Source organism: Streptomyces sp. NBC_00193 (assembly GCF_026342735.1).
Lineage (GTDB): Bacteria > Actinomycetota > Actinomycetes > Streptomycetales > Streptomycetaceae > Streptomyces > Streptomyces stoeckheimensis.
On the sequence record NZ_JAPEMM010000001.1, the window covers coordinates 4,044,626 to 4,068,470 of the forward strand.

18 protein-coding genes, 1 tRNA gene and 1 pseudogene are annotated in these 23,845 nt (G+C 74.0%); 11 read left to right on the plus strand and 9 right to left on the minus strand.

Annotated elements, in window-relative coordinates; genetic code table 11:
• Positions 1 to 47: 47 nt before the first annotated feature.
• Positions 48 to 962 carry a sugar phosphate isomerase/epimerase gene (locus OG898_RS17970; protein WP_266957976.1) on the minus strand — a complete coding sequence of 305 codons (915 nt, stop codon included), beginning with the start codon at positions 960 to 962 and terminating at the stop codon, positions 48 to 50.
• Positions 963 to 1,028: 66 nt separating this feature from the next.
• On the opposite strand from OG898_RS17970, the gene iolC reads away from it, so the two are divergent.
• Genes iolC through OG898_RS17990 form a run of 4 tightly spaced genes read left to right on the plus strand, consistent with a single transcriptional unit; the run spans position 1,029 to position 6,487 of the window.
• Entirely contained in the window at positions 1,029 to 2,063 is a 1,035-nt protein-coding gene (iolC, locus tag OG898_RS17975; protein ID WP_266957977.1) for a 5-dehydro-2-deoxygluconokinase, read from the plus strand.
• A 7-nt stretch (positions 2,064 to 2,070) separates the two neighbouring features.
• Positions 2,071 to 3,075 (plus strand): 5-deoxy-glucuronate isomerase, encoded by a 1,005-nt coding sequence (gene iolB / locus OG898_RS17980; RefSeq protein WP_266960312.1) that lies wholly within the window; start codon positions 2,071 to 2,073, stop codon positions 3,073 to 3,075.
• Positions 3,072 to 4,976, plus strand: a complete 1,905-nt coding sequence (gene iolD / locus OG898_RS17985) for a 3D-(3,5/4)-trihydroxycyclohexane-1,2-dione acylhydrolase (decyclizing) (RefSeq protein ID WP_266957978.1) — start codon at positions 3,072 to 3,074, stop codon at positions 4,974 to 4,976. Before iolB ends, iolD begins: the two co-directional genes overlap by 4 nt.
• Before the next feature lie 11 nt (positions 4,977 to 4,987).
• Positions 4,988 to 6,487, plus strand: a complete 1,500-nt coding sequence (locus OG898_RS17990; RefSeq protein ID WP_266957980.1) for a CoA-acylating methylmalonate-semialdehyde dehydrogenase — start codon at positions 4,988 to 4,990, stop codon at positions 6,485 to 6,487.
• 128 nt (positions 6,488 to 6,615) lie between these two features.
• Here OG898_RS17990 and OG898_RS17995 read toward each other — a convergent pair whose 3' ends face one another.
• The 5 genes from OG898_RS17995 to OG898_RS18015 all read right to left on the minus strand — a co-directional run bounded on the left by OG898_RS17995 (position 6,616) and on the right by OG898_RS18015 (position 12,983).
• Positions 6,616 to 7,830, minus strand: coding sequence for a hypothetical protein (locus OG898_RS17995; RefSeq protein ID WP_250739561.1), 1,215 nt, complete (start codon positions 7,828 to 7,830; stop codon positions 6,616 to 6,618).
• A gap of 71 nt (positions 7,831 to 7,901) precedes the next feature.
• Positions 7,902 to 8,921 carry a DUF916 domain-containing protein gene (locus OG898_RS18000; RefSeq protein WP_250739560.1) on the minus strand — a complete coding sequence of 340 codons (1,020 nt, stop codon included), beginning with the start codon at positions 8,919 to 8,921 and terminating at the stop codon, positions 7,902 to 7,904.
• Positions 8,922 to 9,050: 129 nt separating this feature from the next.
• The gene (locus OG898_RS18005; protein WP_250739559.1) at positions 9,051 to 10,343 is read right to left on the minus strand and encodes a hypothetical protein; all 1,293 of its coding nucleotides are present in this window, start codon (positions 10,341 to 10,343) and stop codon (positions 9,051 to 9,053) included.
• A 293-nt stretch (positions 10,344 to 10,636) separates the two neighbouring features.
• Complete coding sequence (locus OG898_RS18010) at positions 10,637 to 11,959, minus strand: S8 family peptidase (protein WP_266957985.1); 1,323 nt, start codon at positions 11,957 to 11,959, stop codon at positions 10,637 to 10,639.
• 610 nt (positions 11,960 to 12,569) lie between these two features.
• Positions 12,570 to 12,983 (minus strand): GNAT family N-acetyltransferase, encoded by a 414-nt coding sequence (locus OG898_RS18015; RefSeq protein WP_266957987.1) that lies wholly within the window; start codon positions 12,981 to 12,983, stop codon positions 12,570 to 12,572.
• Between the two features lie 521 nt (positions 12,984 to 13,504).
• Here OG898_RS18015 and OG898_RS18020 point away from each other — a divergent pair.
• Positions 13,505 to 14,161, plus strand: a complete 657-nt coding sequence (locus OG898_RS18020; protein ID WP_266957989.1) for a nucleoside deaminase — start codon at positions 13,505 to 13,507, stop codon at positions 14,159 to 14,161.
• Positions 14,162 to 14,181: 20 nt separating this feature from the next.
• On the opposite strand, the gene OG898_RS18025 is transcribed toward OG898_RS18020, so the two are convergent.
• A complete protein-coding gene (locus tag OG898_RS18025; RefSeq protein ID WP_250739555.1) occupies positions 14,182 to 14,751 on the minus strand; it encodes a hypothetical protein in 570 nt (189 codons plus the stop codon).
• Positions 14,752 to 15,208: 457 nt separating this feature from the next.
• Between OG898_RS18025 and OG898_RS18030 the strand changes: the two are divergent.
• Positions 15,209 to 15,574, plus strand: a pseudogene (locus OG898_RS18030) (phospholipase); the annotation flags it as partial.
• Between the two features lie 120 nt (positions 15,575 to 15,694).
• On the opposite strand, the gene OG898_RS18035 reads toward OG898_RS18030, so the two are convergent.
• Positions 15,695 to 15,767, minus strand: a tRNA-Arg gene (locus OG898_RS18035).
• Positions 15,768 to 16,090: 323 nt separating this feature from the next.
• On the opposite strand from OG898_RS18035, the gene OG898_RS18040 reads away from it, so the two are divergent.
• The 5 genes from OG898_RS18040 (at position 16,091) to OG898_RS18060 (ending at position 23,199) form a co-directional block, all read left to right on the plus strand.
• The gene (locus tag OG898_RS18040) at positions 16,091 to 17,728 is read left to right on the plus strand and encodes a dynamin family protein (RefSeq protein ID WP_266957991.1); all 1,638 of its coding nucleotides are present in this window, start codon (positions 16,091 to 16,093) and stop codon (positions 17,726 to 17,728) included.
• A 4-nt stretch (positions 17,729 to 17,732) separates the two neighbouring features.
• Positions 17,733 to 19,559, plus strand: a complete 1,827-nt coding sequence (locus tag OG898_RS18045) for a GTPase (protein ID WP_266957993.1) — start codon at positions 17,733 to 17,735, stop codon at positions 19,557 to 19,559.
• Positions 19,560 to 19,695: 136 nt separating this feature from the next.
• A complete protein-coding gene (locus tag OG898_RS18050; protein ID WP_250739535.1) occupies positions 19,696 to 20,103 on the plus strand; it encodes a single-stranded DNA-binding protein in 408 nt (135 codons plus the stop codon).
• Between the two features lie 218 nt (positions 20,104 to 20,321).
• Positions 20,322 to 21,503 (plus strand): thioester domain-containing protein, encoded by a 1,182-nt coding sequence (locus tag OG898_RS18055; RefSeq protein WP_266957996.1) that lies wholly within the window; start codon positions 20,322 to 20,324, stop codon positions 21,501 to 21,503.
• 202 nt (positions 21,504 to 21,705) lie between these two features.
• Positions 21,706 to 23,199, plus strand: a complete 1,494-nt coding sequence (locus OG898_RS18060) for a bifunctional phosphatase PAP2/diacylglycerol kinase family protein (RefSeq protein ID WP_250739533.1) — start codon at positions 21,706 to 21,708, stop codon at positions 23,197 to 23,199.
• A gap of 23 nt (positions 23,200 to 23,222) precedes the next feature.
• Here the strand turns inward: OG898_RS18060 and OG898_RS18065 are convergent, their stop codons facing one another.
• Positions 23,223 to 23,816 carry a hypothetical protein gene (locus tag OG898_RS18065; RefSeq protein WP_266957999.1) on the minus strand — a complete coding sequence of 198 codons (594 nt, stop codon included), beginning with the start codon at positions 23,814 to 23,816 and terminating at the stop codon, positions 23,223 to 23,225.
• Positions 23,817 to 23,845: the final 29 nt, after the last annotated feature.

The following is a 23,845-nucleotide window of genomic DNA, read 5'->3' on the forward strand; positions in this document are numbered from 1 at the left end:
TTTCCTCCACGAGGGTGCGTACGGCAGGGACGGCCGGGGGACCCGGTTCAGCGGGCGCCGCAGGAGCGCAGGTACGCGCGGGTGCGGCGGGCGATCGGCAGCGGCCGGTCGGGCGGGCACGGGTACATGTCCTGCTCCACGATGGCGAACAGGTCCACGCCGAGCCGCTCGGCGGCCGCCAGCACCGGTTCCAGCGCGGGCACCCCCGCAGGAGGCTCGCACATCACCCCGCGGGCCACCGCCGGCCCGAAGGGAACCTGGTCCCGCACGACTTCGGCGAGGATCCGCGGATCGACCTGCTTGAGGTGGAGGTAGCCGATCCGCTCGCCGAACGTCTCGATCGCCCGGACGCTGTCGCCGCCGCAGTACGCGTAGTGCCCGGTGTCCAGGCAGAGGGAGACCAGCGCGGGATCGGTGGCGTCGAGGAAGCGCGCCACGTTCTCGGGGGTGTCGATGTGCGTGTCCGCGTGCGGGTGGACGACGATCCGCAGCCCGTACTCGTCCTGGACCCGCTTCCCCAGCCGCTCGGTCTGCGCGGTCAGTTCGCGCCAGCCCTCCGGGGTGAGGGTGCGGTCCTCCAGCACCTCACCGGTCTTGTCGTCCCGCCAGAAGGACGGGATCACGACGAGGTGCGCCGCGCCCACGGCCCGGGTGAGCTCCGCGATCCGCGACACGTGCTCCCAGGTGTCCTCCCACACGGCGGGCCCGTGATGGAGTCCGGTGAAGACGGTTCCCGCGGAGACCCGCAGGCCGCGCGCCCCGATCTCGTCGGCGAGCCGGACGGGATCGGTGGGGAGATAGCCGTAGGGACCGAGCTCGATCCACTCGTACCCGGCTTCGGCGACCTCGTCGAGGAACCGCTCCCACGGGGTCTGCCGGGGATCGTCGGGGAACCAGACCCCCCAGGAGTCCGGAGCCGAGCCGACGCGGATACGGGTCAACGCGGGTGGTGAGGACGTCATACGGCCACCTTAGGGTGCGAGGCTCTTGGGTACGGGGAGCACTCGGTCGGGAGGAATGGTGTGGTGATGGCTGCGGATCCGTTGGCGTTCGACCTGATCACGATGGGCCGGATCGGGGTGGATCTCTACCCCCTGAAGACGGGCGTACCGCTCGGCGAGGCGGACACCTTCGGGAAGTTCCTGGGGGGTTCCCCGACCAACGTCGCCGTCGCGGCGGCCCGGCTGGGCCGGCGGACGGCGGTGATCACCCGGACCGGCGCGGACCCCTTCGGCGCGTATCTCCGGTCGGAACTGCGCGGGTTCGGGGTGGACGACCGGTGGGCCGGGGAGGTGGCGGCCTATCCGACGCCGGTCACCTTCTGCGAGATCTTCCCGCCGGACGACTTCCCGCTGTACTTCTACCGCTACCCGAAGGCGCCGGACCTGGAGATCGCCGCGGACGAGCTCGACCTCGACGCGGTGCGGGCGGCGCGGGTGTTCTGGATGACCGGCACCGGGCTCAGCGCGGAGCCGAGCCGGACGGCCACCCTGGCCGCGCTGGAGGCGCGAGGCAGAAGCCCGCTCACGGTGTTCGACCTGGACTGGCGCCCGATGCTGTGGCCGTCCGGCGAGGGGGCCGGGGCCGGAGCGGCGCCCGAGGGCGCGACCGCTGGACCGGGGGCCGGGGCCGGAGCCGAGGCCGGGCCGGGGGAGTGGTACCGCCGGGCGCTGTCCCTCGCCACCGTGGCCGTGGGCAACGCACAGGAGTGCGCGATCGCCACCGGCGAGACCGAGCCGTACGCGGCCGCGCGGGCGCTGCTCGCGGCCGGGGTGGGGCTGGCGGTGGTCAAGCGCGGCCCGGCAGGCGTGCTGGCGGTCCACCGCGACGGGACGGCGGTGGAGGCCGCGCCGGTGCCGGTGACCGTCGTCAACGGGCTCGGCGCGGGCGATGCCTTCGGCGGGGCCCTGTGCCACGGGCTGCTCGCGGGATGGGAGTTGGAGCGGGTGATCCGCTACGCGAACGCGGCCGGGGCGATCGTGGCCTCGCGGCTGGCCTGTTCGACCGCGATGCCGTTCGCGGAGGAAGTCGAGGAGGTGCTCGGCCGTGCCGGTGGTGTCTGAGTGGGCGATGGACTGGACGAGGCTGCTCGTCCTCGACCTCGTGCCGGGGGAGGCGTACGCGCACGCGTGCGGGGAGTCGGAGTGGATCGTCCTCCCCTTGGCAGGCGGCTGCGAGGTCCGCTGCACGGAGCCTTCCCCCACCCCGCCCCTTCCCGAAACCGGGGGCGCAGCCCCGGGCCCCCCGTTTCGGGGCTCCGCCCCGGACCCCGCGCCTCAAACGCCGGCGGGGCTGAAATGGCCCGGCGGCCACAACCCGGCGGACTCCGGCCCAAGTCCAGCCCCTCCGGAGTTTGAGGAGCGGGGTCCGGGGCAGCGCCCCGGGAGCGGACCGCAGGACTTCCGACTACGGGGGCGACGCGGGGTGTTCGACGGTCCCACCGACTTCGCCTACCTGCCCCGGGACGGGTACGCCGAGATCATGTCCCGCGAGGGCGGCCGCTTCGCCCTCGTCGGCGCCCGCTGCGAGCAGCGCCTCCCCGCCCGGTACGGCCCCGCCGCCGGGGTCCCCGTAGAGCTCCGCGGCAGCGGACAGTGCTCCCGTCAGGTCAACAACTTCGCCGCCGCCGGCGTCTTCGACTGCGACCGCCTCATCGCCGTGGAGGTCCTCACCCCCGGCGGCAACTGGTCCTCGTACCCGCCCCACAAGCACGACGAGCACCACCCCGGCGAGGAATCCCGGCTGGAGGAGATCTACTACTACGAGATCGCCCCGCACGGGGACACGCCCGGCCTCGGCTATCAGCGTGTCAGCCCGTCCCCGGCGGGGAAGACCGACATCCTCACCGAGGTGAGGACCGGTGACGCGGTCCTCATTCCGGACGGCTGGCACGGTCCTTCCATCGCCGCGCCCGGCCACGACATGTACTACCTCAACGTCATGGCGGGACCCGGCGCGACCCGGGAGTGGCTCATCCGGGACCACCCCGACCACGGGTGGATCCGCTCCACCTGGACCGCCCAGGACATCGACCCCCGGCTGCCCTTCCACGACCGAGCGGAGGACCCCGCATGACGCCGAAGCAGGCACAGCCGCAGCCGCGCACCGTCCGGCTCACCGTCGCGCAGGCCCTCGTCCGCTTCCTCGCCCGGCAGTACACCGAGCGCGACGGGCACCGGCAGCGGCTGATCGCCGCCACCTGGGGGATCTTCGGCCACGGGAACGTCGCCGGGATCGGCCAGGCGCTGCTGGAGAGCGGCCGCGCGGAGATGCCGTTCCTGCAGGGCCGCAACGAGCAGGCCATGGTGCACGCCGCCGTCGGGTACGCGCGGCAGAGCGGGCGGCTGTCCGCGCACGCCGTCACCACCTCCATCGGCCCGGGCGCCACCAACCTCGTCACCGGGGCCGCCCTCGCCACCATCAACCGGATCCCGGTGCTCCTGCTGCCCGGGGACGCCTTCGCGACCCGGCCCGCCGACCCCGTCCTCCAGCAGCTGGAGGTCCCTCATGCGGGTGATGTCTCCGTCAACGACACACTGCGGCCGGTGTCCCGGTACTTCGACCGGATCACCCGTCCCGAGGCCCTGATCCCCGCCGCGCTGCAAGCCGTACGGGTGCTCACCGACCCGGTGAGCACCGGGGCCGTCACCCTCGCGTTGCCGCAGGACGTACAGGCCGAGGCGTACGACTGGCCGGAGGAGTTCTTCGCCGAGCGGGTGTGGGGCGTACGCCGGCCCCGGCCCGACCGCACCGAGCTCGCGGCAGCCGCCCGGGCCGTACGGGACTCCGCGCGGCCGCTGATCATCGCCGGCGGCGGGATCCGGCACAGCGCGGCGGGCGCCGCGCTGGCGGAGTTCGCCGAGGCCACCGGGATCCCGGTGGCCTCCACCCAGGCGGGCAAGGGGGCCCTGCCGTGGGACCACCCCGCCGACGTGGGCGGGATCGGACACACCGGCACGGCCACCGCCGACGCGCTGGCCCGCGAAGCCGATCTGGTGATCGCCGCCGGGACCCGGCTCACCGATTTCACGACCGCCTCCGCGACGCTCTTCCAGCACCCCGGCGTGCGGTTCCTCGGGCTCAACCTCGATCCGTACGACGCCCACAAGCTCGCCGCCCGCCCCCTGGTCTGCGATGCGCGGGCGGGCCTGGAGGAACTCCGGGCGGAGGTCGCCGGGTACCGGGTGGACCCCCCGTACGAGGCGGCGTACAAAGAAGGGAAGAGGGCGTGGGAGCGGCTGGTCGAAGGGGCCTACGCGGCTCCCGACGAGGACTCCGTCCCGACGCAGGCACAGGTGCTGGGTCTGCTGGACGGCCTCGTCGACGGTGACGACATCCTGATCAATGCCGCCGGTTCGCTCCCCGGGGACCTGCACAAGCTCTGGCGGGCCCGCTCCGCGGACCAGTACCACGTCGAATACGGGTACTCCTGCATGGGCTACGAGATCCCCGCCGCGATCGGCACCGCGCTGGCCGCCCCCGGCCGGCCGGTGTGGGCCCTGGTCGGCGACGGGACGTACCTGATGAACCCGACCGAGATCGTCACCGCCGTGCAGGAGGGGATCCCGGTCAGGCTGGTGATCCTGGACAACCACGGATACGCCTCGATCGGCGGCCTCTCGGAGGCGGTGGGCGCCGAGGGGTTCGGTACCGCCTACCGCTTCCGGGCGGAGGACGGTTCGTACGGCGGTGCGCCGCTGCCGCTGGACCTGGCGGCCAACGCGGCCTCCCTCGGGATGGCCGTCATCCGCCCCCGCACCATCGGTGACCTGCGCAAAGCCCTCGCGGAGGCGCGGGATGCGGACCGCCCCACATGTGTCTACGTGCAGACCCGAACACCCGACACTGTGTCGGGCCCGCCCCCCGCACAGGCGTGGTGGGATGTCCCTGTGGCCGAGACCGCGACCCGTGCGTCGGCGGCCCTGGCCCGAGAAGAGTACGACCGGCAAGCCGCGCAGCGACGTCGCCATCTGTGAAGGAGTTAGGCATGAAGACCGTCAACCACTGGATCGGTGGCAAGACCGTCGAGGGCGCGTCGGGCAACTACGGCCCGGTCACCGACCCGGCCACCGGCGAGGTCACCACGCAGGTCGCCCTCGCGTCCGCCGACGAGGTCGACGCGGCCGTACGGGTCGCCAAGGAGGCGTTCCTGTCCTGGGGGCAGTCCTCGCTGGCCGCCCGCACCAAGGTGCTGTTCGCCTACCGCGCCCTGCTGGACGCCAACCGCGACGCGATCGCCGAGCTGATCGTCGCCGAGCACGGCAAGGTGCACTCCGACGCGCTGGGCGAGGTCGCCCGCGGCCTGGAGATCGTCGAGCTGGCCTGCGGGATCACCGTGCAGCTCAAGGGCGAGCTGTCCACCTCGGTGTCCAGCCGCGTGGACGTCTCCTCGATCCGCCAGCCGATCGGCGTCGTCGCGGGCATCACCCCGTTCAACTTCCCGGCGATGGTGCCGATGTGGATGTTCCCGCTGGCCGTGGCCTGCGGCAACACCTTCATCCTCAAGCCGAGCGAGAAGGACCCCTCGGCCTCCACGCTGCTGGCGCAGCTGGCGAGCCAGGCCGGCCTGCCGGCGGGCGTCCTCAACGTCGTCCACGGTGACAAGGTCGCCGTCGACGCGCTCCTCGCGCACCCCGACGTCGCGGCCGTCTCCTTCGTGGGGTCGACCCCGATCGCCCGCCACATCCACGCCACCGCCTCCGCCAACGGCAAGCGCGTCCAGGCCCTGGGCGGCGCCAAGAACCACATGCTGGTGCTGCCGGACGCCGACCTTGACGCCGCCGCCGACGCCGCGGTCTCGGCCGCCTACGGCTCGGCCGGCGAGCGCTGCATGGCCATCTCCGCGGTCGTGGCCGTCGGCTCGATCGCCGACACCCTCGTGGACAAGATCCGCGAGCGCGCCGAGAAGATCAAGATCGGCCCCGGCAACGACCCGACCTCCGAGATGGGCCCGCTGATCACCGCCGCCCACCGCGACAAGGTCGCCTCGTACGTGACGGGCGCGGCCGCGCAGGGCGCCGACGTGGTCCTGGACGGCACCGGCTACACGGTGGAGGGCAACGAGAACGGCCACTGGATCGGCCTCTCGCTGCTGGACAACGTCAAGACGGACTCGGACGCCTACCGCGACGAGATCTTCGGCCCGGTGCTGTGCGTGCTGCGCGTGGACACCTACGAGGAGGGCGTGGCGCTCATGAACGCCTCGCCGTTCGGCAACGGCACCGCCATCTTCACCCGTGACGGCGGCGCCGCCCGCCGCTTCCAGCTGGAGATCGAGGCGGGCATGGTCGGCGTCAACGTGCCGATCCCGGTGCCGGTGGGCTACCACTCCTTCGGTGGCTGGAAGGACTCGCTCTTCGGCGACCTGCACATCTACGGCAACGACGGCATCCAGTTCTACACCCGGGGCAAGGTCGTCACGACCCGCTGGCCCGACCCGTCGGACGCCCCGGCCGGAGTGGACCTCGGGTTCCCGCGGAACCACTGACCGCCTCGCAGGACAGCTCGCCCCCCGCAACCCTCACCGCGGGGGGCGAGCCCGTTTTCCGGCCGTATTGCCGTCTTGCCGTGCTGCTGTCCGGCCGGACAGCAGCACGGCCGCGCCTTCCGCTCGGCTCAGAGCAGCGACCAGACGTCGGCCGCCGCCGTCTGCGACCAGACGGGGTCGCCGTGCCCGTAGCCCGGGACGACGGCGAAGCGGACCCGTGGGTTGCCGCCCGCCCGGATCAGCCGGGGGCCGCGCGTGTGGTCCCCGCGGCCCAGCTCGGTGTTGATCCACACCACTTCGGCGGAGATCCGCTCCCAGTCGACCGCGTACGTCTTCTCGTCGCCCGCCCAGACCGCGGCCAGGTCCCGGGCCAGGGCGTGCGGGATCAGCCCGCTGCCCAGGCCGGCGGTGGCCGCGTGCCAGGTCGCGAGCGTGGTGTGGGTGAGGCCGAAGCGGTCCCCGGCCGGGGCGGCCCCGAAGGCGTACGAGCCCGCGGCGTGGCCCTGGGTGTGGATCCAGTCCGCCGGACCGGGCAGCAGGGCGGTGCGGACCAGCACGAAGTGGGCGAGCCCGGCGTGGGTGAAGCGGAGCCCGGGGTCCGGGGGCCAGGGGACCTCCGAGGAGCCCGCCGGGTCGGTGACGGCCCGGGCGAACAGCGCCGCCAGACCCGGGTCCGTCGCGTACGCACCCCGCTCGATCAGGGCCTCGTACGCGTCCCGGGTCTGGGCCGCCCGCACGGCCAGGTCGCCGGAGTAGGGGCCGGTCGTGTCCAGCGCCACCACCCGGGTCAGGCGGGGCGAGTCGTCGTGCGCGGCCGCGTCCAGGGCGAGCAGGGCCCCGGCGGAGTGGCCGACGTACTGGTACGGCAGCCCGAGCGCCCCGTCCAGCGCCCCCACCACCGCGGCCAGATCCCGGCGGTGCGCCGCGAGCCCCCAGTCGGGGCCGATGTCCTGCGCGGTCGCGGCGTCCTCGCGCGGGGTGACGCCCACGACGAGCAGGCCCTCGCGGCGCAGCCGGTGGGCGAGGTTCAGGTCGGACGGGGTGAAGAAGGCGGAGCCGAAGTTCAGTCCGGCGCCCGGCAGGAGGTACGCGATCCCGCGCGGGGTCCGCCGGGTGTCCGCGACCACGTCCACAGCGACCGGGGCCGGACCGCCGTCGTCGAGCGGGAGCGTGAGCCGGATCCAGCCGTCCCCCGGGACGTACACCGCGGTGCCGGTGCCCAGCGTCCGCTCGACGAGGGTCAGCAGCCCGATCCCCGCTGCGGCGGTGTCCGCCTGCGGACCTGCGGGGACGGTTCCGTGCGCCGGCCGGCCGGGCCCCGCTTCGCCGTGCTGTCGTGCCATGTCTGGTGCCCCCGGCGCCGTTGCCTGCCCGGCGATGGCCGAATGCCGTCACCTGGGGACACCTTTGCCGATCAGCGCGCTTCAGCCAAGTCCGGTGCCGGTTCCGGCCGTTCGGCGGCGGCCCGGCGGCGCCGGCGCAGCACCCGGGCGGCGATGGCGGCGCCGGCCAGCACCAGGAGGGCGCCGAGTGCGGTCCACGGCACGGCGAGGAAGCCCGTAGCGGAGGAGGAGACGAGGTCGGGGTAGGCGGAGGCACCGGCGGTGATGTCGACGGTGACCCAGTCCGACTGGGGTGCGTCCGCCCACTCCTCGGTCAGCTCGATCCGCTGGCCCGGCAGCAGGACGAGCTTCAGCTCACGGGACGGCCGGTCGAGCACCCGGCGGCCGAACAGCCCCTCGGCGGAGACCGTCACCTTCGGCTCGACCACCACGTTGCCCCGGTTGACCAGGGAGTACGTGATCTTGGCGCGGGCGTCCTTGACCCACGGCAGCAGCGGCGCCGCCCGGCTGACCTTCACGTCCTCCACGCTCAGCCCGGGGGTCACCGGCCCCGGAACCCGGAAGTACAGCCGGGCGCCGACCTGGCGCTTCACCCCGACCTGGACCTTGCCCTCCTGCTGGATGCCCTCCACCTCGGTGTTGAGGGCGACGATCCCGCCCACGTGGTCACCGGGCGTCGCGTCCGCCGGGACCTTCACGGAGAACGGGAAGTCCTTGCGGCCCTTGGGCGGCACGGTGACGGTCGCCTTGGCCTCGGGTGGCAGCACGACCCACGTGCCCACGTCCTTGGGCTTCGTCTCCACCGGCAGCAGCGCGAACCCGCCGCCCACCGGGGTGTTGACGGCATCGGTGGCGAATATCTGGAACGTCAGCTCCTTGTCGGAGGAGTTCACGATCGTCGCGCTGTCGCTGATGGTGGTGCCGGCCTCGCCCTGGTGGAAGAAGTACGCCCGGTCCGTGATCGCCGCACCGGCCGGGGGTGTCGGGAAGACGCCCCAGGTGCCGTTGTCCGCGGCCGTCGCGGGAAGGGCCGGGAGCAGCAGGGCGGCGAGGCCGAGGAGCAGGCCGATGAGGAGGGTGCGGGTGCGCATGGGCGGTTCTCCAGTCGGGCCGGACGGGGAAGGGGATTGCTCGGGAGGGGGTGCGCGGAAGGGAGATGCGCGGAAGGGTGGTGCGGCGCCGGAGCGCCGCACCACCCGGGTGGAGCGGGGTCGTACGGGTCAGGCGATCGAGAAGGTGACGACCGACTGGTAGGTGTCCGCGAACATGAACGCCGGGAGCTGGATCATTCCGGCGCCGCCGATCTCGAACTCACCGCCGGTCAGCTCCTCGCCGCCCACCGCCTGGGAGGCGATCTTCATCGGGACGTCGGAGATCGCGCCCGGCGCGCCTGCGGCGCAGGTGCTCGGGCTCTCCGTGTTGGTCACCTTGCAGGTCGGCTGGATGCCGAGCTGCGCCTTGGCCATGGAGTGTCCGGTGACTTCGTTGAGGAACGGCGTACGGGTCGCCGAGACGTCCCAGCCGAGGGTCCCGCCGCGGAAGTCCTGGACGGCCATCGCGGTGAACTGACCGACGACCGACTGGGACTTGCCGTTGATGGTGACCTTGCCGAAGTCGACGGCCGGGTTGCCCGCCTGCGGGCCGATGGCCAGCGGGCCGGGCAACACCTCGACGTCGACCGGGTTCTTCACACCGGGCTGGTCGACGACGAAGACGAAGGCCTTGTACGGGGTGATCGAGCCGTCGATCTTGATCTCGTCGGCTGCCTTGGTGACGGTGATGTTGCAGGTCGCGGCGCCGGCCGCGGTGGCCGTTCCGCTACCGGTGTCGCCCGTGGCGACGCCCGCCTTGAGCGCGGAGCACGTGACCGCGCCGGCCGGGAAATTGGCGCCCGTGACGACGACCGCGGTGCCGGCCTTGCCGCTGTTGGGCGTCAGCTTGGTGGTGATCGGGTCCTTGGGCAGCGCCTCCACGGCCACCGAGCCGAGCGAGGCGCTCGGACGCGGGTTCGGGGTGCAGGTGGTGGTGAAGACCGAGCCCATGAGGCTCGCGTCGGTCACCGCCAGGTCCAGGGCCACGTTCACCGTGGTGCCCTCGGTGCCGTCCGGGATCTTGATGGTTCCGGAGAAGCCGGCGGGGTCGAGGGGCACGCCGGGCTGCACGTTGACCGTCTCGGGCGGGCTGACCACCGTCTGGAGGGTCGACCCGACCTTGAGGGTGATCTTGGAGACGTTGGTGGTCGTCACCGCGAAGCCGGGGACGACCGGGCTCGGACCCGGGTCGATGGTGATCGGGACCACGTCGCCGGCCTTGGCGGTGTCGGGCAGCGTGATCGTGTAGGGCTGGGAGCCCGAACCGCCCGGCTGAGGGGCGGGCGCGACGCAGTCCATCTGGACGGGCGTCGTCTTGGTCGCGGCCTGCGCGGTGCCCGACAGACCCACCACGGCGCCCGTCAGGGCCAGGGACAGAGCGCCAGCCCCGGCCAGAACTCTTCGTCGAAACGTTGTACTCACTGGGTCGCGACTCCTTCGTCATACGAACCCTCCCCCCACCCGCTGTGTGGGGGAGGTCGAGCCGGTGCGGTGGCCGACATTGACGCGTCGCGGGATTGAGAAGTCAATGACTTGCTTTCGCCCGAAGCACACAGAAATTGATGTGCCATCAGGCCGGGTGGAGCGGAGGGGCGGATACCTGTTGTCCGGTGCGCAGTGCGGGTGGGGCGCGTGGGGTCTCCGGGTGGTCCGCCGGGGCGGCGTGGCGCCACCGGCGGAAGGTCCCGTACGGGCTCGTCGGGCTGCTTGCCGGGCTACTCGGCGGGTTGCTTGTCGATCTGCTCATCGATCTGCTTGTCGGGCTGCTCATCCGGCTGCTCATCCAGCTGCTTCTCGGGCTGCTTGGCGGTCGGGACGTGCAGCAACAGGTTCGGCGTCCCGGCCGGCAGGGCGGTGATCCGGTCCCGCACGGAGTCCCGTACGAGGACTTCGGCCACCTGGGCCGGCGTCTGGCGCGGGCCGCCGGCCGCCAGTCCCCGCGCGAGCACCAGCGCGGCCGCGCCGGCCACGTGCGGGGACGCCATCGAGGTGCCGGAGGCGCGGGCGAGGGCCGTGGCGGAGCCCTTCCAGGCGGAGGTGACGGCCACGCCGGGGGCGGAAAGATCCACGCAGGCACCGTGGTTGGAGAAGGCGGCTCGCCGGTCCAGTGCGTCCGTCGCGCCCACCGTGAGCGCCTGCGGGACCCCGGAGGGGGAGCCGGTGCAGGCGTTCTCGCCCGAGTTGCCCGCCGCCACGGCGAAGGTGATGCCCGACGCGATCGCCCGCGCCACCGCCCGGTTGAGAGCGAAGCTGTAGCCGCCGCCCAGGCTCATGTTGGCCACGGCTGGGGTGGCGGGCGACTTGAGGGCGTCCTTCACCAGCCAGTCGATGCCCCGCGTGATGGCCGACAGGGTCGCGTCCCCGCGGCAGTCCGCCACCTTGACGGCGACGAGCGAAACCCCCTTGGCCACACCGTAGGTGGCTCCGCCGACGGTCCCCGCGACGTGCGTGCCGTGGCCGTTGCAGTCCGTCGCGCCTTCCATGAACACCGCGTTGGCGCCCCAGCGGGCCCGGCCGCCGAACTCCTGGTGCAGGGTGTTGATCCCGGTGTCCACGATGTACGCGGTGATCCCCTCGGCCTTGGCCGGGTACGCGTACGAGCCGTCGAGGGGCAACTCGCTCTGGTCGAGCCGGTCCAGGGACCAGGGCGCGGGGGTCTGGACGAGAGGGTCGTCGCCGGCGGGGGCGCTGCCGGTCGGGGTGTCGTCGATCCGGAAGACCGCGTCGGGCTCCACGGAGGCCACCCGGGGATCGGCGGCGAGTTCGGCGGCGCGGGCGGCGGTGGTGCGGACGGCGAAACCGCTCAGGGCGGTGTCGTAGACGTCCCCGACGGTGTCGCCGGAGGCCTCGGCCTCGGCGGCGAGGGCGCGGGTGGCGGCGGCCGCGGAGGCGCGGGTGACGCCGTCCTTGAGGACGACGACGTAGGGGGCGGTGGGGGCGTCGGAGGCGGCGGCTGCGGCGTGTGCGGAGTGCGGCGGCAGGGCGGTGGCCGCCGCCAGCAGGGCGGCGGCCGGGAGCAGCGCGGTGAATGCGGTCATGCCGCCGATGCTCGGCGAGCCACGCCCCGCCCGCGCGGAGGGTGCGCCGACTGGCCCCACGACACGCCGCCCCCGGGGGCGCGGGCCGTCCGGGGCGTTTAGACCGCCCCGGCCGGGTCCGCCTCGGTCCGCTGCGCCTCGGCCGGGGCCCACCCGGTCCGTGCCCGGCCGGTTCGAGCCTGAGCCGATCCGGCGCCGGGGCGGCAACGGGCAGCCGCTCGGTCCGGGCCCGAACCTCCGGCATCGGGGCGGCATCGGACGGCTGCTCGGTCAGGGTTCGCCCTCGCCGTCCGGGGCCGACTCCCCAGAACGCGGCGTCTCCGGACGGCCGCTCGGTCTGGGCTCGTACCCCCGGGCACCTGACGGCACGGGCTGATCCGGCCCGACGCGAAAGGACTACGCCCTAGGGGGGGCCTGCCGATCAGGCCGGGGGCGTGGCGCCCAGCACCGCGAGCTTGGCCGCATCGCCGTCGGGCGCCGACTTCCCCGAGCTCTCGGCTCCACTTGAGCAGGGGAGGCCCCCTTCGCGTCGACCCGCTCCTCCGCGTTGCGGTGAACGGCACGGCACCGGACGCCGCTGCCAGGTCCGGCCCGATCCGCAAGGCACCCGCTAGCGGGCGACGGGCCAGCCGAGCATCCTGAAGACCCCCTCGTCGCGGGCTCCGGCCGCCCCGTACGTGGCCAGCGCGGCTTCGTTGTCGGTGTCGACGCCCACCCACATGCCGTAGCAGCCCCGCGACTCCGCCTCGGTGGCGAGTGCCTCGGTCAGGGCCCGGCCGAGGCCGCGCCGGCGGTGGGCCTCGTCGACGGAGAGCTCGTAGAGGCACATCTCGGTGCCCTTGTCGGGGTGGACCATCTCGATGCCGGAGACCATGCCGACGGGTACGCCGTCGACATAGGCGATCAGCATCAGGTGCCCCGGTGAGGCGAGGAACCGCTCCGACCAGTCCGCGCGGGCGGGCCCGTCGAAGAGGGCTTCTGCTGCTTGGAGTTCGGCGACGGTGCGTGCGGGGCGGATATCCATGGCGGCGACGATAGCGCCGCCGAGCGCGATGGCGAGAGCGGTGCCGGGAGTGGTGAGGAGGGCGCTGCCGAGGGTGGTGTTCGGGGCGGTGTGGAGGGTGGTGCCGGGAGAGGCGTGAGAGAGCGCTACCGAAGGCGATGGCGAGCGTGGTGCCGGGAGAGGTGAGGAGGGCGGTGCCGGGAGCGGCGTAAGAGAGCGCTACCGGAGCCGACGGCGAGCGTGGTGGCGGGCGTGGCGAGGAGAGCGATGTGGAGGGCGGTGCCGGGAGTGGTGAGCAAGGCGGTGCCGGGAGTGGCAAAGGAGAGCGCTGCCGAAGGTGATGTCGAGAGCGATCGGGATGGCCGGGAGGGGAGCGGAGGCGGAGGTACGGCCCGGAGCGGAGAGGAGAAGCGTGCCGAGGGCGGAACAAACGCGAGGCAAGGCGGGGCGAAGCAGGGGCACATGAGGGCTGGCCAGGGGCGGTGGCGCAAGGGTGTGGGCGGTGTCGGGGTGGGGGCGGGGGTGGTGGGGATAATGGCTGGATGATCAACGGGGAGCATGGTTTCGACACCGAGTGGCACGCTGCGCCGGAGCCCCTGCGCAGGGCGCTCGCCCTCGCCTACGAGGCGCTCGCGGCCGGGGGCTTGGCGGTCGGAGCGGTGCTGACGGACGCCGACGGGAAGCCGGTCGCCGAAGGGCGCAACGAGGCGTACGAGGACGGCCCGGGCGCCGGGCCGCTGCGCGGCACACCCCTGGCCCACGCCGAGATGAACGCGCTGGGGGCCGCCCGCACGGGCTGGGACCTGGGCGCGGCGACGCTGTGGAGCACCCAGGAGCCGTGCTCGATGTGCGCGGCCGCGGCCGAGTTCACCGGCGTGGGGCGGGTCCGGTACCTCGCCCCGGACCCGTGGGCGCTGTCGAGCGGCAACGGCGCCGGATCCGACGCCGACCCGGGCCGGCCGCACTGGCTGCTGGTCGCCAATGCCATGTTCCTGCGGAGCGTGGCAGCAGCCTCGGAGGGCTCCGGGGAACCGCAGATCCTGACCCACCACCGGGCCGCCGAACCGGAGACCGCAGCCTTCCACGACAGCCTGCCTCCGGGCCTGCCCACGGCCGCCTCCCCGGAGGACTGGCTGCGCCCCCACTGGGCCGGACTCGCGGAACTCGCGACGGCCCGCGAGCTGCGTATGCGTCGCTGAACCCGCCGGGCGGCCCCGGATCAGGGGGCCGTGGCCGATACCTGCCGGACCGGGATGCCGTCCTGCGCCCCCGCTCCGGGAGACGGGGTGCCGTCGGTCCAGGCGTAGACGTCCTTGCCGCGCACCGTGACCTGGTACTGGAGGTCTCCACGGCACTCGGGCCGCTCCTCGGCCCGGGTGCCCGCCGGCCACCACTTGGCCTGCAGTGCCGTCCCCGCGTGCTTGCCGGGCGTCCCCGCCGAGCACTGCGGGCCGTCCAGCGGGGTCGCGCCCAGCGTGAAGCGGAGCAGCCGCGCCTTGCCGTCGGTGCGCGCCATTATTCGCACGTCGGTCGCGTCCTTCGGCACCCAGCGCGGCAGTGCCCACGTCGCGTCCCCGCGCGCCGATTTCCCGCGCACCGGCTCCCCGTGCCCCGACTCCGCACGCGTCGGAGCGTCGGCGGCCGTCGCGAAGCGCATGCCCTTCTCCTTGAACACCCGGTCGTTGATCGTGTCGGTCAGGGGGTTGGGCGGGAGGTTGGGCAGCGCGATGGCAGCGGTGGCGAGGACTCCCACGGTGGCGGCGGCGATGACGAGAGGGCGGCGGTTCATGTCTACGAGTATTCGCGGCGGCGGCCGTAGTCCGCGTCCCTCCCGAGGCTGAACCGAATCTCTGCCGGAAGGGTGACATCGGCTCATACCTGAGTCCCGGTCCGGACCGCCGGCCGAGGTCCGGATCCCTCGCGAGACGGATACCGGTCGCCCGCGCCTACCACCCTGGGGACCAGCGCCTGCCACCCCGGTCACCCGCGCCTGCCACCCCGGGCACCTGCGCCCACCACCCCGGGCACCTGCGCCTGCCACCCCGACACCCGTGATGGCGCCCCTCGTTAGAGGACGCGTGCCCCACTGCCCAGCCCCAGCCCCCGCCCACCCGGCCAAACCCACACCCACCCCCACCCGGACCGGAGCCCGCCTCTCCGCTCTCGTCTCCGTCGCCGTGGCCGCCGTACTGGCCCTCGCGCCACCGGCGTTCGCGGCTCGGCAGGCCCCGCCGGTTCCACTGGTTCCGCAGGACAAGCCGCAGGTGCTGAGCGGCTGGACGCAGCCGGGCGCGGCCAGCCAGGACGCCTGGACCGCGGCGCGCGGCAACCGGGCCGAGTGGGAGCCGTACGGCTTCGACTGGTCCACGGACTACTGCACCACGTCCCCGGACAACCCCTTCGGGTTCCCCTTCCGGACGGCCTGCGCCCGCCACGACTTCGGTTACCGCAACTACAAGGCGGCGGGGGAGTTCCAGGCGGCCAAGCCCCGGCTGGACGAGATGTTCCACGCCGACCTGAAGCGGGTCTGCGCCGGCTACTCCGGCGCCCGCAAGGCTTCGTGCGAGGGCACCGCGTGGACCTACTACCAGGCCGTCAAGGCCTTCGAGTAGCCCGCCGGCCCCGTGCCGCCGATCCGGGCTTACGCAGCCGCTACGGCGGCCGGGTTAAGGTGCCGCTCACCTGCGGAAAAGCCCTCCCGGAGGGGAGGGCTGAGGGATGGGTGGGAGGAGTGCCCCCGGCAGGACTCGAACCTGCGGCCAAGTGCTTAGAAGGCACCTGCTCTATCCACTGAGCTACGGGGGCCGGAAGGTGGCCGTGGTGGCCTGGAGCCCCTGGACGGGGGTGGGGCTGTGGTCCGTGCCGGGTCAAGGATAGGGCTCCGGTTGCCTTGTCCCGGTTGCTTCACTCGCGTGCCACGATGTGGAGGTTCGGTGAAGCGGTCCCGATAATCGCAGGCAGGTGCGATTCTCGCACCGCTTTTGCGCCGTGGCGCCCTGGGTGTTGTGCACTCGTTATGCCTGCGCCCCACTCGTCCGCTGTGTCCGGGATGTGCCGCTGGAGTAGCGCTCGGCGCGCAGAGGACGTATAAGCTTCAAAAATGCTCCTAAATTGGGCATTCTTCGCATGTGGTGACCTTGGATGTTCGGCCTCAGCTGCTCGATGCCCTGTCCGCCCTGCGCGACCGGGTCGCGTCCGTGCGTCTGCCGCTGCCCCTGCCCGGCGCCCCCCGCGCCCGCCAGACCAGAGCGGAGCTGCTCGCGCAGCTCGACGACTACCTCGTACCCCGGCTGAAGGCGCCGGAGGCGCCGCTGCTCGCCGTCGTCGGCGGGTCCACCGGGGCCGGTAAGTCCACCCTCGTCAATTCCCTCGTGGGGCGCCAAGTGAGTGAAGCCGGAGTGCTCCGGCCCACGACGCGCACCCCCGTTCTCGTCTGCCATCCGGATGACCACCACTGGTTCGCCGGGGTACGGGTGCTGCCCGATCTGATGCGGGTCTGGGCCCCCCAGGACGACGAGGACACCCCCTTGTCCGCCCGCAAGTCCGCGTACCGGCCGGGCGACCGGCACGGGCGCGGGTACCCGCCCACCCCCCGCGAGGTGCGGATCGAGACCGTCTCCACCCTGCCCCGCGGCCTCGCCATCCTCGACGCCCCCGACATCGACTCCCTGGTGGTCGACAACCGGACGCTCGCCGCGCAGCTCATCTGCGCCGCGGACGTCTGGGTCATGGTCACGACCGCCTCGCGGTACGCCGACGCCGTGCCCTGGCACCTCCTGCGCACCGCCAAGCAGTACAAGGCCACCCTCGTCACCGTCCTCGACCGGGTCCCGCACCAGGTGCTCGCCGAGGTCTCCCGCCAGTACGGGGCCCTGCTCACGCGGGCCGGGCTCGGCGAGGTGCCCCGGTTCACGGTGCCCGAGCTGCCCGAATCGGCCGGCGGGGGCGGGCTGCTGCCCGCCAGCGCCGTGGCCCCGCTGTTCGCCTGGCTCGCGCACCACGCGCAGGACCCGGCCGCCCGCCAGTACGCCGTCGGGCGCACCGCGCTCGGCGCGCTCGACTCCCTCGGGCGCCGGATGCCGGAGCTCGCCTCGGCCGTCGCGGCCCAGCACGCCGCCGCCGTACGGCTGACCTTCGCCGTCGAGGACGCCTACAAGCGGGAGGGCAAGCGGGTCCGCGGCCGCCTGGACCGGGGCGCCGTACTCGCCGGGGACGCACTGACCCGCTGGCGCGGCTACCCGCTCGACACCAGCGCCGACGAACTGCTCGACTCCCTCGCGGAATCCCTCGCGGCGCTGCTCCAGTGCGCCGTCGCCGCCGCCGACGAACGCATCGCGGAGGCGTGGCGGCGCGAGCCCGCCGCCGGCGCGGTGTCCCTGCCGGCCCCCGACCGGGAGGCGGCGGAACGTATCGGCATGGCCGTACGCCGCTGGCGGCGCGTGCTGGAGGAACTCGCCGAGGAAGAGGTGGCGCGGCTCGACAGGCAGCCCGCGCCCGACCCCGACGGGGTCGCCGCCCTGCTGGTCGCGGCCCTCCTCGGCGGCAAGCGGGCCCGGCCGGCCGGGGAGAAGCTCGCCGAGCGGATCGGAGTACAGGCCGCCGTACGCCTGCGCGACCGGGGCGGCGAACTCGTCGCCGAGCACCTCGACCAGGTGCTGCGCGCCGAACGCGACCGCCGCCTCGCCCCGATCGAAGCGCTCGAAGTGAGTCCCGAACCCCAGGCCGAGCTGATCGCCGCGCTGTCCGTACTGCAGAAGGAGAGGTGACGCGGTGACCGCCCTGACCGACCGCACCGACGACCGCTGGGACGACGGACTGATCGCCCGCTCGCGCCCCCGGACCAGCGAGGACGACTGGCCCGCGAGCGGTGACGAGGAGGGCGACGAAGCACTCGTACGGGCGGTTTCCGGCGCCGGAAGCGACGGCGGCAAGGCCCCCGCGCCCCCGCTCAGCCCCGAGGCGCAGGCCCTGCGGGTCCGCCTCGACGCGCTGCGCCAGCTCATCGGGCTGTCCCGGACCAGGATCCTCGACGGAAAGACCCTCGCCGAAGCCGGACGCGTCCTGGACGAGGCGGCCGCGCGCCGCGGGCTGTCGGCGCAGCACACGGTCGTCGCCATCGCCGGAGCCACCGGAAGCGGCAAGTCCACGCTCTTCAACTCACTCGCCGGAGTGCAGATCTCCGAGACCGGGCTGCGCAGGCCGACGACCGCCGCACCCATCGCGTGCAGCTGGTCCGACGGCGCCGCGGGACTGCTGGACCGCCTCGAGATCCCCGGACGGCTGCGCCGCCGCCCCCGCGAGACCTCGGAGGCCGAGGTGCTGCGCGGCATGGTCCTCGTCGACCTGCCCGACCTGGACTCGGCCGTCGGAGCCCACCGCGACCACGTGGACCGGGTACTGGCGCTGGTCGACGCGGTGGTGTGGGTGGTGGACCCGGAGAAGTACGCGGACGCCGTCCTGCACGAGCGCTACCTGCGCCCGCTGGCCGGGCACGCCGAGGTGACCTTCGTCGTGCTGAACCAGGTGGACCGGCTGCCGGGGGAGTCCGCCGATCTCGTACTGGACGACCTGCGCCGGCTCCTCGACGACGACGGGATCGCACTCGGCGAACACGGCGAGCCGGGAGCCACCGTCATCGGACTTTCCGCCCTTACGGGTGAAGGCGTCGGGGAACTGCGCGAGATGCTCGGACAGTTCACCCAGGAGAAGGGCGCCGCGACCCGCCGCATCTCCGCCGATGTCGACAAGGCCGCGGCCCGCCTGCGGCCGCTCTACGTGGCCGACGGCCACGCCGGGCCGGAGATCGGGGAGACCGCGCGCGCCGAGTTCGAGGACCGGCTCGCCGAGGCGGTCGGGGCGTACGCGGCCGGGCTCGCCGCCGAGCGGGCCTGGCGGCGCAACGCCGGGAAGGCCTGCGGTACCCCGTGGCTGCGCCTGTGGCGGTGGTACGAGAGCCGGCGCTCCCCGCGCTCGCTGGCCGGCCTCGCCGCCCTGGCGGCGATCGGGCGTTCCCCGACGGCGTCCGAAGTGCCGGTCGAGGAAGAGGTGACGGCCCGCCAGCGGGTGGAACAGGCCGTACGGACCGTCGCCGACGAGGCGGTCCGCGGGCTGCCCGACCCCTGGGCGCAGGCAGTACGGGAGACCGCGGTCCGCGGCGCCGAGGGGCTCCCCCAGGCGCTGGACGAGATCGCGGTGACCCTCGGGCCGGCCGTCGCGGTGCCCAGCGCCCGCCCGCCCCGGCCCTCGTGGTGGCCGGCGGCGGTGCTGGCACAGGCCGCCATGACCCTGCTCCAGATCTACGGCGGGCTGTGGCTGGTCGGGCAGATCGCCGGGGTGCTGGAGCCGAGCCTGATGCCGCCGGTCCTGCTGATGGCGGCCGGCATCATCGGCGGACCCCTCGTGGAGTGGGCCTGTTCGATCGGGGCCAGGGGTCCGGCGCGACGCTACGGGCAGGACGCGGAGCGGCGGCTGCGCGAGGCTGCGGCCGGCTGCGGCCGGGCCCGGGTGCTGGAGCCGGTGGCGGCGGAGCTGCTGCGCTACCGGGAGGTGCGCGAGCAGTACGCGACGGTGGCGAAGTTGTCCACAAGCCGTCAGTAGTCCACAGGCGCCGACGGGTTCCGGCCGTCCGGGCCAGCATGGTCGTACCCCGTGCGGATGGTCCGGGCGGGTACGGAATGCGGGTCGCAGCGGTGCGCGGTCGAGCGCGCCGCCGGACCCCGGAAGGGCGGCCGGGATGAACGACACCCAGGTGACGCTGGTGGGCTACGTGGCCACGCAGATCGACTACAAGGACACGGCGAGCGGCCCGGCGGCCCGGTTCCGCTTCGCGGTCACCCCGAGGTACTACGACCGGAAGAAGGAGACCTGGGCGGACGCGCCCACCAGTTTCTACACGGTGTGGGCCCGGCGCGGCCTCGCCGTGAACCTCGCCGGATCCGTCTCCGTCGGTGAACCGCTGGTGGTCCACGGAAGGCTGCGGGTGCGGGAGGACCCGCCCGACGGGGAGGGCAACCGGTGGTTCTCGGCCAACATCGACGCGACCGCCATCGGGCACGACCTGAACCGCGGCACGGCGGCCTTCCGGCGGGTCGTCAGGACGGACGTACCGCTGATGGCCCCTCAGAAGGCGGCGGTGGTCTGAGTGTTCGAGGAGGCTAGGATTCCCCGGTACTCACGGGCACCTGGGCCTTCGGCCCGAAGGGGAAGACTGTGTCGATTGCCGTTCCCGCACCCTCCGCTCCTACCGCCGCCATGGGCATGGCTCCTGTCGGCACTCCTGGCGCTCCGCTTCCCCCTGCCGGGCAGGCCTGCGACGCACCAGCGACGCGCACCACGTCCGCCGCGGCCATACGGGGCTCCGTGCGGCGGCCGATCGCGGTGGCCCTGCTCGCCGCCGCGCTGGCCGGGGCGCCGGGTGCGATCGCGGCCGCCGACGCCGGCCCGGCCGCACCCCGGTCGCCGGAGGGAGCGAGCGCCGTCCTGGACGGGCTGAAGACGTACGGACAGGCCGTCCTGCGCGGCACGGACGGGACCGCGCGGCAGATCCCGGCGGGCCTGTACGAGATGCGGGTCGACGGCGGCGGCATGCTCCAGACGTACGGAGTCGGCGTCGCGGGCGATGCGCAGCCCCAGGCCCGGTTCACGGAGATCGGGTGGAGCGGCACGCCGCTCGCCGGGAACGGCGAGGCGGGCCGGATCCGCTGGGTGCTGGAGCACTCCTACCCCCAGCTGAACGATCTGGCCGGACTCGCCAAGGCGGCCGGAGCCGCGACGCTCACCGCGGAGAGCGCGGCGGCCGGGACCCAGGTGGCCATCTGGCGCCTGGCCGAGGGCGCATGGGTGGAGGCCGTCGATCCGCAGGCGGAGAAGCTGGCCGACTACCTCCAGCGGGAGGCGCGGCGGCTGCCCGAACCGCCGGCGTCACTCGCGGTGGATCCCGGCGAGGTGTCGGGGCCGCTGGGCACCCGGATCGGGCCGGTCACCGTGCGGACGGGCGCGCAGAGCGTGAGCGTGACCCCGGACGCGGCGGCCGTGGCCATGGGAGTACGGGTGGTGGACGCCCAGGGTCTGCCGGTCAGCTCCGCGGTCAACGGGGGGAAGCTGTTCTTCGAGGTGCCGGAGGGGACGCCGGACGGCAGTGCCGAGATCACCCTCCGCGGGTCCACCCGCGTGCCGGTCGGGCGGGTCTTCACCAGCGGGGTCCCGGCGCAGGTCCAGATCGTGGCCGGCTCCAGCGAGTCCGCGGCGGTGGCCACGGCGAAGGCGAGGTGGCCGCGGCTCCCCGTCGCCCAGCCGGCCGACGACGCGGCGGCGTCGGGCGGGGCGATGACGGCGCTGGGCACGCTGTCGGAATCCGCCTCGCCCCTGGACTCGGACAGCTCCGAGGAACGGCTGGCCGCCAGCGGCAGCTCGGCGGCCACCCCGGTGATCGCCTCCCTGGCGGTGGGCCTGGTCGTCCTGGGCGGCCTGGTCGTCCTCCTCCTGCGCAAGCGCCCCCTGGAGGACGGCCCCACCCCGAACCGGACGCCGGACCCGGAGTAGGCCCGGGCCGGGAATCCGACCCACCCCGGCAGGGCCGGCCCGGAGCCCTGCCCCGTGGCTGCGCTCCCGCCTGGGAACGATGCCCGGGGGCCTGAGTGGGGTCTTCTCGGGATGGGGGGGGTGGGCTCGGCCGGAGGGGTGGGGATCGGGGGGTCCGGGGTGGGGGCTGATTCGGATTCGGGGGGCCGGGTAGAGGCAGGGGATGGCTGATCAAGAACTGACCTGGAGGGGCGCGGTCGCAAGAGGGGACCGCCGGCTGTTCGACGCGGTGGCCCGGCGGCACTGGCCCGGGGCCGACCGGGTGCTGCCGCGGCTCGGCCGGGCCGCGAACCACGGGCTGCTGTGGGGCGGGGCCGCCGCGGGGATCGCCGTCCTCGGCTCGGCCGGGGCCCGCAAGGCGGCCGTGCGCGGGGCCGCGTCGCTGGCACTGGCCTCCGCGACCATCAACACCGTCGGCAAATGGTCCGTGCGCAGGGCGCGCCCGGTGTTGGACGGGGTGCCCGTCGGGCGGCAGCTCGGCACGCAGCCGCGTACGACCTCCTTCCCGTCCGGGCACGCCGCGTCCGCGTTCGCCTTCACCGCCGGGGTGGCGCTGGAGTCCCCGCTCCTGGGCGCGGCGCTGGCCCCCGTCGCCGTCTCCGTCGCCTTCTCCCGCGTGTACACCGGAGTCCACTACCCCTCGGACGTACTCGCGGGCGCGGCGCTCGGCGTGGCGGCCGGGTTCGTCGTGCGCCGCCTCACCCGGGACGCCGTGGAGGCCAGGATCACGCCGGGCGACGAGCGGCCCGCCGCGGGGGCGCCCGCGCTGCCCGACGGCACCGGGCTCACGGTGGTCGTGAACACCGGGTCGGGCACGGCCGCCACGACGGGGCTCGACGAACTGCTGCGCGAGCTGCTGCCGAAGGCCGAGCTCGTCCTGTGCGAGGGCCCGGAGCTCACCGCCGAACTGGCCTCGGCCGCCGAGCGCGCCACCGTCCTCGGGGTGTGCGGCGGCGACGGCACGGTCAACGCCGCCGCCACCGCCGCGCTGCGCGCCGGGATCCCCCTGGCGGTGTTCCCCGGCGGCACGCTCAACCACTTCGCGCTCGACCTCGGCCTCGCGGGAGCCGAGGACACCTGCCGGGCCGTGGCGGCCGGTCACGCGGTCCACATCGGCGTCGGCCGCTTCACCCCGGGCCCAGGCCCGGACCCCGAGGACACCAGGGCGGGCTACTTCCTGAACAACTTCAGCATCGGGGCCTACCCGGAGCTGCTCGGCCACCGGCTCCGCTGGGCCCCCCGGATCGGCGGCGGCCCCGCCGCCCTGCTGGCGGCGTACCGGGTGCTGCGCGCGGAGCGCCCGGTACGGCTCAAGCTCGCCGGGAAGCCGCGCAGCGTCTGGCTGCTCTTCGCGGGCAACGGCACCTACCAGGGCACGGGCCCGGCGCCCCGCTCCCGCAAGAGCCTCGGCGAGGGCCTGCTCGACGTCCGCCTGGTCCACGGCGGCGGCCGCCCCGGCCCCCGCCTGCTCGCCGCCGCCTTCGCGGGCCCGCTGACCCGCTCCCCGGTCCACGTCGCCACCCGGCTGCGCAGCCTGCGCGTGAGCGACATCCCCGCCGGCACTCCGCTCGCCTACGACGGCGAGTACGCGCAGGCCCCGACCGCCCTGGTCCTGGACGACCTCCCGGACGCCCTTACCGTCTACCGCCCCCGCTGAGGCCCCGTCCCCCGGGGGGCTCGTCACGGCCCCGGGGCGAGACCGGGCGGGGACGGCCGCTCCGCCACCGGCGTGGAGTCCACGCCCAGGTCGGCCCGCATCACGGCCCGCATGACGTCCGCGCGCTGCGTGAGGTCGGTGAGCCGGGTGTGGATCTCCTCGAAGGAGCCGTCCGGATGCGGAGTGCCCTCCGCCAGCCGCATCGTGCGGGCGTACGCCCCCGCCATGCCCCGCGTCATGATGTCCAGCTGGGCGAGCACGGCGGCGGAAGCGATCATCTGGGCCTCCGCGAAGACGGTGTGATGGACGTTGCGGACCTCCTCCAGCGTCGCCCGCTCCTCCGGGGTCACCTGTGAGCGCTGGACGAGCCACAGGAAGGACATGAGGCCGATCCGATAGCGCCGGTACGCGGCGTTCGCCGCCGCGTAGCACTCGCGCCGCCGGGCCAGCTCCGCCACTTCCTGCTCCCGCTGCCACCGCGTGCGGTCCACCCGCTGCTCCCGCTCGAACTGCGCCGCCTGCACCCGCGCCAGCATCCGCTGCGAGAGCACCGTCGCCAGCAAAGTCCCGGCCACACCGACCACGGCCGCGCCGAGCGCGATCAGTCCGCTGTCCATACGTCCCCCCACCTCGGCCGCAGCCCCCC

What these genes read in the sequence shown, in the direction of transcription:
- OG898_RS17970 (WP_266957976.1), bottom strand. Translation starts at nt 962, where the DNA reads ATGACGTCCTCACCACCCGCGTTGACCCGTATCCGCGTCGGCTCGGCT.
- iolC (WP_266957977.1), top strand. Translation starts at nt 1,029, where the DNA reads ATGGCTGCGGATCCGTTGGCGTTCGACCTGATCACGATGGGCCGGATC.
- iolB (WP_266960312.1), top strand. Translation starts at nt 2,071, where the DNA reads ATGGACTGGACGAGGCTGCTCGTCCTCGACCTCGTGCCGGGGGAGGCG.
- iolD (WP_266957978.1), top strand. Translation starts at nt 3,072, where the DNA reads ATGACGCCGAAGCAGGCACAGCCGCAGCCGCGCACCGTCCGGCTCACC.
- OG898_RS17990 (WP_266957980.1), top strand. Translation starts at nt 4,988, where the DNA reads ATGAAGACCGTCAACCACTGGATCGGTGGCAAGACCGTCGAGGGCGCG.
- OG898_RS17995 (WP_250739561.1), bottom strand. Translation starts at nt 7,830, where the DNA reads ATGGCACGACAGCACGGCGAAGCGGGGCCCGGCCGGCCGGCGCACGGA.
- OG898_RS18000 (WP_250739560.1), bottom strand. Translation starts at nt 8,921, where the DNA reads ATGCGCACCCGCACCCTCCTCATCGGCCTGCTCCTCGGCCTCGCCGCC.
- OG898_RS18010 (WP_266957985.1), bottom strand. Translation starts at nt 11,959, where the DNA reads ATGACCGCATTCACCGCGCTGCTCCCGGCCGCCGCCCTGCTGGCGGCG.
- OG898_RS18015 (WP_266957987.1), bottom strand. Translation starts at nt 12,983, where the DNA reads ATGGATATCCGCCCCGCACGCACCGTCGCCGAACTCCAAGCAGCAGAA.
- OG898_RS18020 (WP_266957989.1), top strand. Translation starts at nt 13,505, where the DNA reads ATGATCAACGGGGAGCATGGTTTCGACACCGAGTGGCACGCTGCGCCG.
- OG898_RS18025 (WP_250739555.1), bottom strand. Translation starts at nt 14,751, where the DNA reads ATGAACCGCCGCCCTCTCGTCATCGCCGCCGCCACCGTGGGAGTCCTC.
- OG898_RS18050 (WP_250739535.1), top strand. Translation starts at nt 19,696, where the DNA reads ATGAACGACACCCAGGTGACGCTGGTGGGCTACGTGGCCACGCAGATC.
- OG898_RS18060 (WP_250739533.1), top strand. Translation starts at nt 21,706, where the DNA reads ATGGCTGATCAAGAACTGACCTGGAGGGGCGCGGTCGCAAGAGGGGAC.
- OG898_RS18065 (WP_266957999.1), bottom strand. Translation starts at nt 23,816, where the DNA reads ATGGACAGCGGACTGATCGCGCTCGGCGCGGCCGTGGTCGGTGTGGCC.